Below are 15833 nucleotides of genomic sequence, written 5' to 3' on the forward strand. Positions count from 1 at the left end.
GACGGCCCGACACGAAAAAGAGGGGCCCCGCGCGGAGCCCCTCTTTTCGTTCACCAACCGATCGTGGAAATCGGCGACGGTGACGGACGAGACGGGTTAGGCGAGCTCGATCGCGTCGTTTACCGCGTAGCGGGGAACAGCGACAACAAACTGGTGGTGCTGGCGGCGACCCGCTGCCGCGGAATGCGTACGGTCAACGGCTGCTGCGGGCTTTCGGCCTGCTCCGTGGCGACGACCGCCTCGGCGGCGAGGCTGGTCTTCGCGGCCACCGCGATGTCGGCGTCCCGCCAGGCGGCACGTTCAGCGACCGAAGCCTGCCGGTACGCGTGCAGCAGGTGATCGCGGACGGCGAGGAGCAGCAGCGTCTCCAGTTCCACCGGGTGGCGACCGGGGTCGAACCCGTTGCGGCCCGCGACGATGTCCGCCAGCTGTTGGGCCGACAGCTCACCGCGGCGGTAGGCCCCCCGCGCCGCCCGCTGCAGGAAGGCCAGTCGCTCGGACCGTTCCTCCTCGTCGGGTTCGGTGTCAGCGGTGGCGAACGCGGCGGCTCGCAGCGCCCGGTTCGCGGCTGCGTCGGCGGCTTCAAAGGCCTGCCATGCCTTCTGAGTGGCGGCGTCGGCGGCGACCCAGGCGGCGTGGCGGCGCTGTGCGGTTTTCGCAGCGCTGGCGGCGGCCACGGCAAGCTCTTCCGCGCACCTGCGCCGCGCCTCGTTGCGGGCGTGGCGCAGCTTTGCCGCGCTGGCGCGTACCCGTGCCAGCAGGAAGCGTTCCCGCCAGCCGGGAGCGAACATCATCGCGAACCCGATTGCGGCCAGGGCGATGAGGACGGCCCAGACACCTAGGGCGTCGCGGACACCTGTGATGAGACTGTGCTGCGCAGTTTCGAGCATGGGGACCTCGCCGAAGTCGTCGTACCGGACGGGAAAGGGGCGCCGCTGAGCGACGGCGGCGCGAGCTGCCAGAGAGGTAGCTGACCGGATTGCGGCGGTCGGGGCGGGCGTCTGGTAGCGGCCAGCGGGTGCGTGGCCGCCGGGTCGGGACGGGCCGCCGACTAAACCGTGAGGAATGGCGGGGCGCGGGGCCCACGTGGCGTGCGGGACACGCCGGTGAGCGACGCGACGTCACTGTCGACGGCGGCCGCCCCTGGCGGGATGTCCACGCCTGTTTGATCGGCGGAGACGCCCGCCGGGGCGACGTTTGTACGGTCGCCGGTGAGGGACACGAGCGCGGTCGTCGTGCCGGCCCCGGTGATGAAGTGGACCTTGCCGGTGTCGTTGTGCCCGTTGGACGTTGACCGGTCGACTGCTGGCATGCCAGCGGTGGTCAGATCGGTAGCATGCGTGCGGGTGGGCGCGATGCCGCCGGCACGGGTGACCCTCGTGCTGGTGGAACTGACAGCCGGACCCGCATGGCCGCGGGCGTGTCCATTGTGGTGGGCCGGTGCCAGACTGCTTCCCGCGCCAGCGGTCACGGTCAGCATCGTCAGGCCGGCGATCAGGGGACGCAGCCGTCGCGATCCCCACCACCGGCGAAGATGCGAGACGACCACGTATCTAATGTATCGAAACCTGTGTACCGGTGTGCAACCCGTACTCGGCGGTAGTCGTCTACGTCATATGAACGACGGCGCCGCGTCAGCTCCGGGTGAGCGCGGCGCGCGCCACCGGGAAGTTGAAGTACGTGTCAGGGTACGGCTCGTGGCTGAGGGAGTAGTGCCACCACTCTTCGGCGTAGTTCTTGAAGCCGGCGTTGCCCATGAGCTGCTTGAGTAGGAGCCGGTTGGTCATCTGCTGGCCGGTGACCCGTGGGTCGAGCGTGTGTGTCAGCGAGTCGAAGCAGTCGAAGCCCGTACCCATGTCGATGCTGTTGTCCGGGAAGCGCTGGGCCTGCGGCGCGGTGCAGGGCAACAGGTTCTCGCCCGGAACGTACGCGCGCTGCGCACGCGCGGGCAGAGCGACGAGGGTGAGATCCATTGTGCTGCCCCGGCTGTGTGCGGTCGGGCCGGCGATGTACCCCTGGTCGAACAGCACGGACTTGTCGAGCGTCGGGTAGAACTCGGCCTTCATCTTCTGGTCCTCGAGGCGCTTGCCCCAGTTGATGAAGTCGTCTACCGCCCGCTGCGGCCGGTAGCAGTCGTAGACCTTGAGGCTGTAACCCTTGGCGCGGGCGGCGGTCTGCACCTGGTGCAGCGCTTCGGCCGCCTGCCGGGTCAGGATGCACATCGGCTCCAGGTACCCGACCACGGGCCGGCCGACGAAGTTGTGCGGGGTGGCGTACCGGATGTCCTGCAGGATCGTCGGATCCACATCGGACAGCGCGACGAGACCGGCTGGGGCGTGCACGTCGACGCTGGGCTCCGGCGCGGCGGTGGGGCTCGTGGTCGGGGTGCCGGTGGGCGTGGGCGAGGCGGTCGCGGAGGCGGTGGCCGGCATCTTGGAGAAGGTGGCTGTCGGGGCGGACGTCGGTTTGCCGCAGGCGGTGACCAGGGTGGTGGTAACCGCCGCGGCGGCCAGCAGGGTGCCCAGGGCACGCCCCGTCGTGGGCCGTGCGGCGCGGACGGGTACCTCGCGGCGGTCAGCGGCCGACAGGTCGCTGCGGCCGCCGCGCCGCCAGGTGCGGGGAAGAACCGACATGCCGCGTGTCTACCACGTTGCGCATCCGTACCACTACGGTGCGCCCCGCATACATGGTGTTTCTCATGCCGCCGGGATGGAAACAGTTCGGCCCCGGCGGGTGCCGGGGCCGAACTGTTCCGGAGTGGTGTGAAACGCGTGGTGTGAAAGACGGCGCCTCAGTGCACGCCGGTGATCGCTTTCACGAGGTTGATGCCGAAGTAGATCACGAACGCGGCCGAGACCGCCCACATCAGCGGGTGGATCTGGCGGGCCTTGCCCTGCAGCACCCGGATGACCACCCAGCTGACGAAGCCGGCGCCGATGCCGTTGGTGATCGAGTACGTGAACGGCATGAGCACCATGGTCAGGAACGCCGGGATCGCGATACCGATGTCGGTGAAGTCGATCTCGCGTACCTGCCGGATCATGAGCGCGCCCACGACCACCAGGGCCGGGCCGGCCGCCTCGCTCGGCACCAGCGACACCAGCGGGGTCAGCAGCAGCGCCACCAGGAACAGCACGCCGGTGACGACGCTCGACAGGCCGGTACGGGCGCCGTCGGCGATACCCGACGACGACTCCACGTACGTCGTCGCCGACGAGGCGCTGGCGCCACCGCCGGCCACGGCCGCGATGCCGTCAACGAACAGCACCTTGCCCAGCCGCGGCATGTCGTCGCCCTCGGGAGTGGCCAGGCCGGCCTGCCGGGCGAGGCCGACGGTGGTGCCCATGACGTCGAAGAAGTCGGCGAGCACGAGGGTGAACACGAGCAGGACCGCGGTCACCACGCCGACGTGCGCGAACGCGCCGAACGACACCTTGCCGACCAGGTGCAGGTCGGGCCCCTGGAACAGTGGGTGCGGCAGGGTCGGCACGTTGAGCTGCCAGCCATTGGGGTTGGGCTTCCCGTTGATCATCGCCGGTCCCGGCTTCGCCGCCGCGTTGATGATCGCGGCGAGCACGGTGCTCACGACGATGCCGATCAGGATGCCGCCGCGGACCTTGCGGGCGACCAGAAACGCGATGAGCAGCAGGCTGACGATGAAGACCACCGTGGGCCAGCCGCGCAGGGTGCCGTCGGCGCCGAGCTGGACGGGGGGCCCGGACGGGGCCCGGCGGACCAGCCCGCCGTCAACGAAGCCGATCAGCGCGATGAACAGGCCGATACCGGCGGCGATGGCCGCCTTGAGCTCGGCCGGGATGGCGCGGAAGACGGCCTGCCGGAAGCCCGTGACGACCAGCAGGGTGATCAGCAGACCTTCGATGACGACCAGGCCCATCGCCTCGGGCCAGCTCATCTGGGACGCGACGCCGAACGCGACGAAGGCGTTGAGGCCGAGTCCGGTGGCGAGGGCGAACGGCACCCGGCCGAGGAGGCCCATCAGGATGGTCATGACGGCGGCGACCAGCGCGGTCACCCCGGCGACCGGGTGGATGCCCAGGAAGTGGCCGTTCTTGTCCGGCACCGTACCGATGATCAGGGGGTTGAGTACGACGATGTACGCCATCGTCGCGAACGTGGTCAGGCCGGCGAAGATCTCCCGCTTGACGGTCGAGCCGCGCCGGCTGATCTCGAAGAAGCGGTCGATCGCGTTCCCGCCGGTGGCGGGTTCAGGGCTTTGTGCGGAGGATCGCGGATCCTCGGTAGTCACGCTCATGGCGTGGCTTGCTCCATTCCGGGTTCGTTCGTCGGTGGTAAGCCGATCGGGTGGCTGGGGGTAGCCGTCCCGATGCGGTTGGCCCGGAGAACGTCGGGACGGCTCACGCGGCGTGGTTGTCCCACGCAGCGCATGCGGAGCCACCCCACCTCGGGGCGGCTCCAGGCACTACTTTAGCGGCGTGAATGGCCGGCTTGACCTGGGCCGATGGGCCAAATCCTCCGAGTGATCTTGATAACGGGCCGAATGTGCGAGGCCGGACATCCCGCGCGCTGTCGGGTCGGACATCCGCGCGCGGGACCAGTCACACTGAAGTGCCCGCGCGCGGGCGGGCACCGTCGGTCCGGGCGGGAGAACGCGAGCGGAAGCGCGAGACGATCGGAGCTGATCGGCGACCATGAGCGACATGAGGCCCGACGAGTCCGTAGCCGGCGTGCGGGTACTGATCACGGGAGCGACCAGCGGGCTGGGGCGCGCGATGGCCGAGGCGCTCGCCGACGGCGGGGCGCGGGTGGTCATCACCGGGCGCGACGAGTCCCGGGCCGGCCACGCCGCTGAGCAGGTCGACGCCGGCCGGGGGCTGGTCAGCGGCGTAGGCATGGACGTCCGCGACGAGCGCTCGGTGGCCGACGGCGTCGAACGGACCTTCGGCCTCCTCGGCGGGCTGGACGTGCTGGTCAACAACGCGGGCATCGGCATGCGTACCGTCGACCCGGAGTTCCTGACCCGGCCGCGTGGTTTCTGGGAGGTCACGCCCGACGGGTTCCGGGACGTGGTCGACACCAACCTCACCGGGTACTTCCTGGTCGCCCGCGCGGTCGTGTCCGCGTTCCTGGCCACCGGCGCCGGCCGCATCGTCAACATCTCGCTCAACAAGGAGACGATGGTCCGCAAGGGCTTCGCGCCGTACGGGCCGTCCCGGGCCGGAGCCGAGGCGCTGTCCCGCGTCATGGCCGCCGATCTGCGCGACCACGGGGTGTGGGTCAACGTGCTCCTGCCCGGCGGGGCCACCCGTACCGGCATGGTCCCGGCCGGCGTGCCGGCCGAGGTCCGGGAGCGGATGCTCGACGCCTCGGTCATGGCCGCGCCGATCCGGTGGCTGTGCTCACCGGCGGCTGAGGGGGTCACCGACGAGCGCATCGTGGCCCGTGACTTCGACGAATGGCTGCGCGTCCGCCGTACCGACGGATCCGAGCGACGGTAGCGCCGCGGCCGGCGAGCCGGCGGCGGACCCCGCGCGCCCCGGCGGCGCGGACGGTGGCCTACCCGTGACGTGCCCGCGAGTTTATCCACCGGCGAAGGGGTACTGCCGCTTCACCGGCCGAGGGTCACGCCGGATGTCCGTGCCTTGAGCAAGGCGAAAGGGGTACGCGTGGGTGCCGCAGCACAACCGGACGGCTCGGTCGGAGCGCGCGGCCGGGCTCACCGGACCGGGCGGCAGGCACCACGATGGCAGGCATCGGGACGGGCGGCGGCACGGCGGGAGCAGCCGGCCGGGTTCGACGGCGGCAAGCGCAACGTCCTCGGTGTACTCGTCGACGCGCTCGATTACGACGCGGCGACCGAGAAAGTGGTGAGCGCGGCCCGCGAGCGTCGCCCGTTCGCCCTGACCGCGCTGGCCGTGCACGGTGTGATGACCGGCGTGGCGGACCCCGTACACAACGCCCGGTTGAACGCCTTCGACGTGGTGGCGCCGGACGGGCAGCCGGTGCGCTGGGCCTTGAACCTGCTGCACGGCGCCAGACTCCGCGACTGGGTGAGCGGCCCCGACCTGGTGTTACGGGTGCTGCGGCGGATGGCCGACGAGGGGCTGCCGATCTACCTCTACGGGTCCACGCCCGAGACCCTGGCCGCGTTGTCGTCGGCGCTGACCCGGATGTTCCCCGGCCTGCGGATCGCCGGCGCGGAACCGTCGAAGTTCCGCGTGGCGCGGGCCGGCGAGGACAGGGCGATCGCCGAACGGATCAGCCGGTCGCAGGCCCGCCTGGTCCTGGTCGGGCTCGGCTGCCCCCGCCAGGAGATCTTCGTTCACGCGATGCGGTCCCGGCTCGACATGCCACTGATGGCCGTGGGCGCCGCGTTCGACTACCACGCCGGCCGCGTCCGCCGGCCGCCCCGCTGGATGCAGCGGTACGGCCTGGCGTGGCTGTGGCGGCTGATGCTCGAACCCAGGCGCCTGTGGCGCCGGTACCTGGTGCTCAACCCGATGTATCTCGCCCGGCTCGCCGCGCAGAAAGCGGGCCTGTGGAACCCGGACGCCCCACCGCCGACGTACCGACGGGCGGACGTCTTCGCAGTGTGACCTTGTGACAGCGATCGGCTCGGTACGCGAACCAGGCGGATGGACTGGCCGGTAGCGCCGGCCACCATACCGACGAGCAGAGGCCCTATGTGCGGAATCACCGGGATAGTCACTGACCGCGACGCTCAACCCGTGGACGTCCACCGGCTGCAGACGATGTGCCGGAGCCTGCGCCACCGCGGACCCGACGACGCGGGGATCCACGTGGGCGACGGGGTGGGGCTGGCGATGCGGCGGCTGGCCGTCATCGACGTCGCGGGCGGCCGGCAACCGGTGGGGAACGAGGACGGCACCGTGCACGCGGTGTTCAACGGCGAGATCTACAACCACCGGCGGCTGCGCCGGGAACTGGCCCGCCGGGGGCACACCTTCGCCTCCGACAGCGACTCGGAGGTCATTCCACACCTGTACGAGGAGTGCGGTCCGGACTTCGTGGCCCGGCTGGAGGGCATGTTCGCGATCGCGCTCTGGGACGACGTGCGGCGGCGGCTCGTACTCGCCCGCGACCGGGTCGGCGTCAAGCCGCTCTACTACGCCGCGCACGACGGCGGGCTGGTGTTCGGCTCGGAGATCAAGGCGATCCTCGCGGCCGGCGTGAAGACCACCCTCGACGTCCAGGCGCTCAGCTCGTACCTGTCATTGATGTACATACCGGGACCCCGGAGCGTGTACGCGCAGGTCCGCAAGCTCGAGCCGGGCACCGTCCTCCTGTGGCGCGACGGCGCCCACCGCTTGCGCCGGTACTGGGACCTGGCCGAGGTGTCGCGGCGCGACGACCTGTCGGCCCGGCAGGCCCGGGAGATGCTGCGCGGCCTGCTGGTGGACAGCGTCGGCGCGCAGTTGGACGCCGATGTGCCGCTCGGGTTCTTCCTCAGCGGCGGTATGGACTCCGGCAGCGTGGTGGCGGCCGCCCGTGCGGCGCGCCCTGATGCGCCGCTGAAGACGTTCACGGTCGGTTTCGCCGACCGGACCTACGACGAGCGGAGCGCGGCGGCGCTGGTCGCGCGCCGCTTCCGTACCGAGCACGTCGAACTGGCGGTCGAGCCTCGACCCGAGGACGTGGTCGACCGGATCCTGCCCAGCTTCGACGAGCCGTTCGCCGACCCGTCGGCGGTGCCCACGTACTACCTGTGCGCGCTGGCGCGCCAGCACGTCACGGTGGCGGTGAGCGGCGACGGGGGTGATGAGCTGTTCGCCGGATACCTGACGTACAAGGCGGACAAGCTCGCGCGCTACTACCGCGGCCTGCCGCCGGCCGTCACGTCCCGGCTGGTGCCGGCGCTGCTGCGCCGGCTGCCGGCGTCGGACGCCCGGCTGAGCTTCGGCTTCAAGGCCCGCCGGTTCGTCGACAACGCCCTCGAGGACCCCGGCCGGCGGCACTACCTGTGGCGGGTGGTCTGGCGGGAGGCGCACAAGGCCGAGCTTCTCCAGCCCGACGTCTGCGCCGAGGTCGTCGACGCGTACGAGACGTACGAGCCGCACTACCTGCGCGGGGCGTCGTTCGATCCGCTGACCCGCTTCCAGTACGCCGATGCCTGTGTGTACCTGGTCGAGGACGTGTTGGCCAAGGCCGACCGGTTGAGCATGGCGCACGCGTTGGAGGTGCGGGTGCCGTTGCTGGCGACGCCGCTCGTGGAGTTCGCCTTCTCCCTGCCCGGCCGGCTCAAGATGCCCGGGTACCGGCCGAAGCACCTGCTGCGGCAGGCCATGACGGGCGTGCTGCCCCCGGCGATAACCACGATGAGCAAGAAGGGGTTCAACGCGCCCCTGCCCCGCTGGCTCAAACAGGTGTTCCGCCCGCTGGTCGACGAGTACCTGAGCAAGGAGACGGTGCAGCGGCAGGGGTACTTCCGGTTCGACCGCGTGGACGAGATCGTCCGACGCCACATGAGCGGCGTCGCCGAGCACAGTCGGGAGATCTGGACTTTGTTGATGTTCAGCATGTGGGCGGAACAGGAGAAGATGTACCGCTAGCCTCTCGGCCCGCCCCCCGCCGGCCACCGCGTCCGCGCCACCGCGCCACCGCGTCACCGCGTCACCGCGTCGCACTTGGTCCGCACAGCCGCTCACCACCGCAGCGGTTTCGGGAGGTACAGACCGTGAACTATGTGCTGTTTCTGGGATCGCTCGTGCTGGCGCTGGCGCTGGCCCGGCTGGTGCGGTCCGCGGATGATCCCGACGCCTTCGGGCGCACGTGCCGACGCGCCTGGCTGTCGAGCGCGGCGGTGGCGTCGGCGACGTGGTGGTGGCTGTACGTCAACCGCTGGGCCACCTGGTACGGAGCCCTGCTCGCAGTCGCCGGCGGCCTGACCGGCGCGGTGGTCGCGTCTGCGGTCGGCCGGGGCTTCGTCGAGAACAACGCCGCGCCGTCGGCCGCCGTACGGGAGACGGTCCTGGCCTACCACCTCTCCGGCGATCTGAAGTACCCGCGCCCGCCCCGCCCGAAGCGGGCCTTCGATGTCGTCGGCGCCCTGGTCGGCCTCGTGGTCACGCTGCCTTTGTGGCTGGTCATCGCGGTGCTGGTCTGGATCGAGGAGCCCGGTCCGATCTTCTTCATCAAGAACTCGGTGGGCCAGGGCGGCGTGACGTTCCGCCAGGTGAAGTTCCGCAGTATGAGGTTCGGCGCCGAGCGGCTGACCGGCCCGGTGGCCTCACCCGCCGGCGACCCGCGCACGCTCGTGATCGGCCGGCTGCTGCGCCGCTGGCACCTCGACGAGCTACCCGAACTGATCAACGTCCTGGCGGGGACCATGAGCCTGGTCGGTCCGCGGCCGCTGCGCACCGTCCTGGTGGAGGGCAACCTGGCCGAGGTGCCGGGCTTCGCCGAGCGGCACACGGTGAAGCCGGGGATCGCGTGCACCGCCCAGATCGAGAAGTACCACATCGCGCCGGCCGAGCGGCTGGCCAAGGACCTCGCGTACATCAGGAACATGAGCATCGGCCTCGACCTCAGGCTGCTCGCCCGCGCCGTGAGCACGACGCTGCGCGGTGAGCGGCACCGGGGCCAGCCCGGCGATGTCGACGGGCGGCGGGCGCGCGGCGCGGTTCCCTGGTCGACGGGGCCGGTCGGGCACGGCCGGGGGATCGTGCCGGGCTGGAAAGGGCGGCCGACGCGGCCGGCGACCCGGTCCGAGCCCGGGCGCCGACCCGGTCGGCCGGCCCGGACGAGCCCGGCCGCGCCGACGAGAACCCTGCGTACGGGCGGACGCGACTGACGGCGTGACAAACCGGCCTGCTGCCACGAGAGTGAGGGTCGTGAATGTCGAGAGCCCGGAGCAGCGGCTGCCCGGCGGGTTCGTCACGGAGGTCGTCCGCGTCGGCGACACGGTGCGCCGGCAGCCGGCGGGGAACGCGGAGTTCGTCCGGCGGCTGCTGCGCCACTTCGAACGGCACCGCTGGCCTCATGCGCCGCGGTTCCTCGGCGTCGATGCCCAGGGCCGCGAGATCCTCACCTTCATCGACGGCTTCGTGGCCTGGCGGGAGGGCGACCAGCCGCCGGCGGTGCGGTGCGCGGACAGCCTGGCCCGGGTGGCGCGGCTGGTCCGCGAGTTCCACGACCTGACGGCCGGCACCGACCTGGCCGGCGACCGGGAAGTGGTCTGCCACAACGACCTGTCGCCGAAGAACACCGTCTACCGTGACCTGGGCGCCGGGCTGCGTCCGGTCGCCTTGATCGACTGGGACGTCGCCGCGCCGGGGGACCGCGTCCAGGACGTCGCCCACGTGTGCTGGCAGTACCTGAACCTGGGGCCCGACGTCGCGGACACGGCGGAGTCGGCGCGGCTCGTGCGGCTGATCGCCGACGCGTACGGGCTGGCGGACCGGTCGAGCCTGGTGGACGCGATCCTGTGGTGGCAGGACCGGTGCTGGCGCGGTATCGAGGCCGCCGCGGCGGCCGGTGAGCCGGCGATGATCCGGCTGCGTGACCTCGGCGTCACCCGGCGCGTGCGGCTCGCGTACCGATGGACCGCCGACAACCGTGCGCACCTGGGACGGGCGCTCGATTAACATGGTTCGGTGCCCATCCAGGTGACCGACGTGCCCGAGCGGGAACGGTTCGAAGCCCGCGACAGCGATGCCGACGACGCGCTCGCCGGGTTCCTGACCTACCAGGTCACGGGTGCTGTCATCGCCGTCACCCACCTGGATGTCTCGCCCGGCTACGACGGCAGCGGCGTCGACGACGCGTTGGCGCGCGCCGCGATGGACGACGCGCGGGCCCGTCGCCGTACCGTGGTGCCGATCGGCCCGTTCCTGGTCGACTGGGTGGCCAGGCATCCGGAGTATCGTTCGATCGTCGCGCCCGGCACGAAGAAGATCAAGTAAGGTGCTGCGACGGTACGGCGCGCCCGCGTCGTGCCATCGGGGTGACACGGGAGAGGACGCCGCGCACCGGGACGCGGAATCGCAACGGCGGCGTCGTCGTTGACACACCGGGCGACTTGTGCTTGGGCTCCCGCTTCCTGTCATACCTGGCGGCTAGGCTCGCTGGGACGCCCACGGGATTGCCCGCTCGTCTCGACGGCAGGCACCCCGACACGCCACGATCTGGGAGTACGACTCGTTGACTGCGCAGCCCGAGACCCTGTACAGGGCCGACGATCTCACACACCTCGAGGGCCTGGACGCTGTCCGTAAGCGCCCCGGCATGTACATCGGTTCGACCGACAGCCGTGGTGTGGGTCACCTCCTCAACGAGATCCTCGACAACTCCACCGACGAGGGTGTCGCCGGGCACGCCACCCGCATCGAGGTCACGCTGCACGCGGACGGCTCCGTGCAGGTCGACGACGACGGGCGCGGCATCCCGACCGACACCCACGCGAGGTCGGGGATGTCGGGCGTCGAACTGGTGCTGACCCGACTGCACGCCGGCGGCAAGTTCGGCGGCTCCGGCTACAAGACCTCCGGCGGCCTGCACGGCGTCGGCGCGTCGGCGGTGAACGCCCTGTCCCGCCGGTTCGACGTGACCGTGCGGCGCAACGGCAAGGTCCACCAGATGTCGTTCCAGCACGGCGTCCCCGGCGTCTTCGACGGCCCCGGCCCGACGGCGCGGTTCACCCCGCAGCCCGGGCTGCGGGTGGCCGGCAAGATGAAGCGCGGCGAGTCGACCGGCACCTCCACCCGGTACTGGTACGACGCGCGCTACTTCGAGGCCGGCGCGGTCCTGGACATCGAGGGCGTGCGTACCAAGCTGCGCAACACCGCGTTCCTGGTTCCCGGCGTCACCTACGTGCTGCGCGACGCCACCCAGGGCGCGATCAACACCGAGACGTTCGTCTTCCCGCACGGGCTGGTCGACATGGTCGACTTCCTGTCGCCGGCCGGGGAGAAGGCCGTCTCCGGCACGCTTCTGATCACTGGTGAGGGCACCTACAAGGAGAACGCCGCCGACGAGAACGGCGTCATGCAGTCCAACGTGGAGCGGCGCGCCGAGGTCGAGGTCGCGCTCCGCTGGGGGACCGGCTACGAGCGGACGGTGGAGTGCTTCACCAACACCATCCGCAACATGCACGGCGGCACCCATCGCAAGGGCTTCGAGCGGGCCGTGGTGCGTGCCCTGACCGACGCCATCAAGAACAGCCGGGGCCTGCTCAAGCCGAAGGAGGAGCCGCCGGTCCTCGACGACGTCCTCGAGGGCATGACGGCGGTCATCCACGTGCGGATCCCCGAGCCGCAGTTCACCTCCCAGACCAAGGACGAGCTGTCGACCGCGCCGGTCACCAAGGTGGTCCAGACGGTTGTCGAGCAGCACATCAAGGCCTGGGTGGACGACCGCAAGACCAAGGCCGAGGCGCGTACGGTCCTGCAGAAGATCGTCGACGCGGCCCGGGTGCGGCTGACGCAGAAGCAGCAGAAGGACGCCGCCCGGCGCAAGACCGCCCTGGAGGGCGCGTCGATGCCGGCGAAGCTGGTCGACTGCCGGGCGACCGGCGTCGACCGCAGCGAACTGTTCATCGTGGAGGGCGACAGCGCGCTCGGCACCGCCCGCCTGGCGCGGTCGTCGGAGTACCAGGCGCTGCTGCCGATCCGAGGGAAGATCCTCAACGTCCAGAAGGCGAACCTGAAGCAGGTTCTCGACAACGCGGAGTGCTCGGCGATCATCCAGGTGCTCGGCGCGGGCTCCGGGCGCACCTTCGACGCGGGGGCGATGCGGTACGGCCGGGTGCTCATCATGGCGGACGCCGACGTGGACGGCTCCCACATCCGGACGCTGCTGATCACCCTGTTCGCCAAGTACATGCGCCCGGTGATCGAGGCCGGCCGGCTGTACGCGGCCGTGCCGCCCCTGCACAAGATCACCACCAAGGGGCGCAACCCGGAGACCGTCTACACCTACACCCAGGCCGAGATGGTGAGCACCGTCGCCCGCCTGGAGCGGGCCGGCAAGCAGGTCGTCACCCCGATCCCGCGGTTCAAGGGTCTCGGCGAGATGGACGCGGGCGAGCTGTGGGACACCACGATGAACCCCGCCACCCGCGCCGTCCGCCGGATCACGCTCGACGATGTCGAGGCGGCGGAGGAGGTGCTCGAACTGCTCATGGGCGAGAAGGTCGAGCCCCGCAAGAACTGGCTCATCGAATCGGCCAGCCGCGTCGACCAGGAGACCATCGACGCCTGAGCGTCGCGCCCGGCCACGAAAGACGTAGATCGCGAATGACAGAAGAGAGCGCTGAGTAATGGCACGCCGCAACGGCACGCAGCCGAAGGTCGACCTGTCCGCCTTCGATCAGGCGGGGGCGCGGGTCATGGACCACTCCCTGCAGGACGAGGTGTCGAACTCCTACCTGGAGTACGCGTACTCGGTCATCCACTCCCGGGCGCTGCCGGACGCGCGCGACGGCCTCAAGCCGGTGCACCGCCGCATCCTGTTCTCGATGAGCGAGAACGGCTACCGTCCCGACCGCGGCTACGTCAAGTCCGCTCGCGTCGTCGGTGACGTGATGGGTAAGTACCACCCGCACGGCGACTCCGCGATCTACGACGCGATGGTCCGGCTCGCTCAGGACTTCTCCCTGAACGTGCCGTTGATCGACGGCCACGGCAACTTCGGGTCCCCCGACGACGGCCCGGCCGCGAGCCGGTACACCGAAGCGCGCATGTCGCCGGAGGCGATGCTGCTCGTCGGCGAGCTGGGCGAGGAGACCGTCGAGTTCCGGCCCAACTACGACGGCTCGCTGGAAGAGCCGTCCGTGCTGCCCGCGGCGTTCCCCAACCTGCTCGTCAACGGCACCTCCGGCATCGCCGTCGGCATGGCGACGAACATGATCCCGCACAACCTCGGCGAGGTCGTCACGGCCGCCCGGTGGCTGATCACCCACCCCAACGCGACGCTCGACAAGCTCATGGAGTTCGTCCCCGGCCCGGACCTGCCGACCGGTGGCCTGCTGCTGGGGCTCGACGAGGTGCGCAAGGCGTACGAGACGGGCCGCGGCGTCGTGCGGATGCGGGGCAAGGTCGAGATCGGGCCGTTGCCGGGCAGCCGGGGCCGGCAGGCGATCACCGTGACGGAGCTTCCGTACGGCGTCGGCGCGGAGAAGGTCATCGCCGCGATCACCAACGAGGTCAACAAGACCAAGCGGCTGTCCGGCATCGCCGACGTCAAGGACCTGACCGACCGGGAGAACGGCACCCGTCTCGTCGTCGAGTGCAAGGTCGGGGTCAACCCGCAGGCGCTGCTCGCGGACCTCTACCGGCTCACGCCGCTGGAGCAGTCGTTCGGCATCAACAACCTCGTGCTCGTCGAGGGGCAGCCGCAGACCCTCGGGCTCAAGGAACTCCTCGAGGTGTTCCTCGCCCACCGATACGACGTGGTGACCCGGCGGACGACCTTCCGGCGTCGCAAGCGGCAGGAGCGCCTCCACCTGGTCGACGGCCTGCTGATCGCGCTGCTCGACATCGACAAGGTGGTCCGACTGATCCGCGCCAGCGAGAACGCCCAGGCCGCCAAGGACGGGCTGATGCGCGAGTTCACGCTGTCGGAGATCCAGGCCACCTACATCCTCGACACCCCGCTGCGCCGGCTGACCAAGTACGACCGGCTGGAGCTGGAGACCGAACAGGAGAAGCTGCGCAACGAGATCGCGGAGCTGTCGCGGATCCTCGACGACGAGTCGGTTCTCAAGAAGGTCGTCTCCGACGAACTCGCGAAGGTCGCCAAGGAGTTCGCCACGCCGCGACGGACCACGCTCATCGACGGTGACCTGAAGGAGGTGCTGGCCGCGTCCGCGCCGGCCGGGCCCCTCGAAGTCGCCGACGACCCGTGCCAGGTGATCCTGTCGTCGAGCGGCCTGGTCGCCCGGACCGCCGCCGAGTCCGAGGAGGCGACCGAGGGGCGCCGCCGCAACGGCCGGACCAAGCACGACGCCATCCGGGCGGTCGTCCACACCACGGCCCGCGGGCAGGTGCTCGTGGTGACGAGCACCGGGCGGGCGTTCAAGGTCGACGTGCTGCCGCTGCCGGTACTGCCGGAGCAGGCCGGCACGGTGTCGCTGCGGGGCGGCATGTCGGCCAGCGAGCTGGTGCCGCTGGAGCCGGGGGAGCGGGTCGTCGGCCTGGCGCCGCTCGGTGCGCAGGCCGCCGGATCACCGGGGCTGGCGCTGGGCACCCGGCAGGGCGTGGTGAAGGTGACGGCGCCGGAGTGGCCGGTGCGCTCCGACGAGTTCGAGGTGATCGGGCTCAAGGACGGCGACGAGGTGGTGGGCGCGGTCTGGCTCACCGACGGTGCCGAGACCCTCACGTTCATCTCGTCCGACTCGTCGTTGCTGCGGTTCGCCGCGAAACTGGTCCGGCCGCAGGGCCTCAAGGGCGGCGGGATGGCCGGCATCAACCTCGGCGCCGAGGCGGAGGTCGTCTTCTTCGGCGCGGTGCGCACCGACGACGCCGAACACGGCGAGCCGATGGTGATCACCTCGACCGGCCAGAGCGTGAAGGTCACGCCGTTCGTGGAGTACCCGGCCAAGGGCCGGGCCACGGGCGGGGTCCGTTCCCACCGCTTCCTCAAGGGCGAGGTCGGCCTCGCCGTGGCCTGGGTCGGGCCGCGACCGGCGGGCGCGACCGACACCGGTGACCCGGTCGAGCTGCCACCGGTCGACTACCGCCGTGACGGCTCCGGCATGGCCGCCGCGTCCCCGGATGTCGTGGGCCGCCTCATCGAGCGCGGCTGACCTGCGCCGCCGACAGTGGGCCCCGGGGGCCGAGGTGATGATCTGACCTGGTCGTCGCCCCCGGCCCCCGGGCGTTTCTGTGATCCCTCGG

At 70.8% G+C, this 15833-nt stretch carries 12 protein-coding genes; 8 read left to right on the forward strand and 4 right to left on the reverse strand.

Features of this window, described 5'->3' with window-relative positions; genetic code table 11:
* Positions 1 to 119: 119 nt before the first annotated feature.
* The 4 genes from HC031_RS25835 to HC031_RS25850 all read right to left on the reverse strand — a co-directional run bounded on the left by HC031_RS25835 (position 120) and on the right by HC031_RS25850 (position 4273).
* Entirely contained in the window at positions 120 to 890 is a 771-nt protein-coding gene (locus HC031_RS25835; protein WP_167928025.1) for a hypothetical protein, read from the reverse strand.
* A gap of 161 nt (positions 891 to 1051) precedes the next feature.
* The gene (locus tag HC031_RS25840; RefSeq protein WP_167928026.1) at positions 1052 to 1312 is read right to left on the reverse strand and encodes a hypothetical protein; all 261 of its coding nucleotides are present in this window, start codon (positions 1310 to 1312) and stop codon (positions 1052 to 1054) included.
* Positions 1313 to 1634: 322 nt separating this feature from the next.
* Positions 1635 to 2633 (reverse strand): M15 family metallopeptidase, encoded by a 999-nt coding sequence (locus HC031_RS25845; RefSeq protein WP_240943014.1) that lies wholly within the window; start codon positions 2631 to 2633, stop codon positions 1635 to 1637.
* A gap of 158 nt (positions 2634 to 2791) precedes the next feature.
* Positions 2792 to 4273: an NCS2 family permease gene (locus HC031_RS25850; RefSeq protein WP_167928027.1), complete on the reverse strand. Its 1482-nt coding sequence runs from the start codon at positions 4271 to 4273 to the stop codon at positions 2792 to 2794.
* Between the two features lie 406 nt (positions 4274 to 4679).
* On the opposite strand from HC031_RS25850, the gene HC031_RS25855 reads away from it, so the two are divergent.
* From HC031_RS25855 to HC031_RS25885, 8 genes are all read left to right on the forward strand, one after another.
* Positions 4680 to 5477: an SDR family NAD(P)-dependent oxidoreductase gene (locus tag HC031_RS25855; protein ID WP_167928028.1), complete on the forward strand. Its 798-nt coding sequence runs from the start codon at positions 4680 to 4682 to the stop codon at positions 5475 to 5477.
* Positions 5478 to 5645: 168 nt separating this feature from the next.
* Positions 5646 to 6575: a WecB/TagA/CpsF family glycosyltransferase gene (locus HC031_RS25860; protein WP_167928029.1), complete on the forward strand. Its 930-nt coding sequence runs from the start codon at positions 5646 to 5648 to the stop codon at positions 6573 to 6575.
* Positions 6576 to 6662: 87 nt separating this feature from the next.
* Entirely contained in the window at positions 6663 to 8549 is a 1887-nt protein-coding gene (gene asnB, locus HC031_RS25865; RefSeq protein WP_167928030.1) for an asparagine synthase (glutamine-hydrolyzing), read from the forward strand.
* Positions 8550 to 8674: 125 nt separating this feature from the next.
* Positions 8675 to 9790 carry a sugar transferase gene (locus HC031_RS33480; protein WP_205863255.1) on the forward strand — a complete coding sequence of 372 codons (1116 nt, stop codon included), beginning with the start codon at positions 8675 to 8677 and terminating at the stop codon, positions 9788 to 9790.
* Positions 9791 to 9830: 40 nt separating this feature from the next.
* The gene (locus HC031_RS34560; protein ID WP_205863256.1) at positions 9831 to 10583 is read left to right on the forward strand and encodes a phosphotransferase; all 753 of its coding nucleotides are present in this window, start codon (positions 9831 to 9833) and stop codon (positions 10581 to 10583) included.
* Between the two features lie 9 nt (positions 10584 to 10592).
* Positions 10593 to 10901, forward strand: a complete 309-nt coding sequence (locus tag HC031_RS25875) for an N-acetyltransferase (RefSeq protein ID WP_167928032.1) — start codon at positions 10593 to 10595, stop codon at positions 10899 to 10901.
* A 238-nt stretch (positions 10902 to 11139) separates the two neighbouring features.
* Entirely contained in the window at positions 11140 to 13197 is a 2058-nt protein-coding gene (locus tag HC031_RS25880; RefSeq protein WP_167928033.1) for a DNA gyrase/topoisomerase IV subunit B, read from the forward strand.
* Positions 13198 to 13255: 58 nt separating this feature from the next.
* Positions 13256 to 15742 (forward strand): DNA gyrase/topoisomerase IV subunit A, encoded by a 2487-nt coding sequence (locus HC031_RS25885; RefSeq protein ID WP_167928034.1) that lies wholly within the window; start codon positions 13256 to 13258, stop codon positions 15740 to 15742.
* Positions 15743 to 15833: the final 91 nt, after the last annotated feature.

This window comes from Planosporangium thailandense (genome assembly GCF_011947195.1).
GTDB classification, from domain to species: Bacteria; Actinomycetota; Actinomycetes; order Mycobacteriales; family Micromonosporaceae; genus Planosporangium; species Planosporangium thailandense.

Coding starts and splice junctions, on each gene's coding strand:
- HC031_RS25835 (WP_167928025.1), bottom strand. CDS start 890: ATGCTCGAAACTGCGCAGCACAGTCTCATCACAGGTGTCCGCGACGCC.
- HC031_RS25840 (WP_167928026.1), bottom strand. CDS start 1,312: ATGCCAGCAGTCGACCGGTCAACGTCCAACGGGCACAACGACACCGGC.
- HC031_RS25845 (WP_240943014.1), bottom strand. CDS start 2,633: ATGTCGGTTCTTCCCCGCACCTGGCGGCGCGGCGGCCGCAGCGACCTG.
- HC031_RS25850 (WP_167928027.1), bottom strand. CDS start 4,273: ATGAGCGTGACTACCGAGGATCCGCGATCCTCCGCACAAAGCCCTGAA.
- HC031_RS25855 (WP_167928028.1), top strand. CDS start 4,680: ATGAGGCCCGACGAGTCCGTAGCCGGCGTGCGGGTACTGATCACGGGA.
- asnB (WP_167928030.1), top strand. CDS start 6,663: ATGTGCGGAATCACCGGGATAGTCACTGACCGCGACGCTCAACCCGTG.
- HC031_RS25885 (WP_167928034.1), top strand. CDS start 13,256: ATGGCACGCCGCAACGGCACGCAGCCGAAGGTCGACCTGTCCGCCTTC.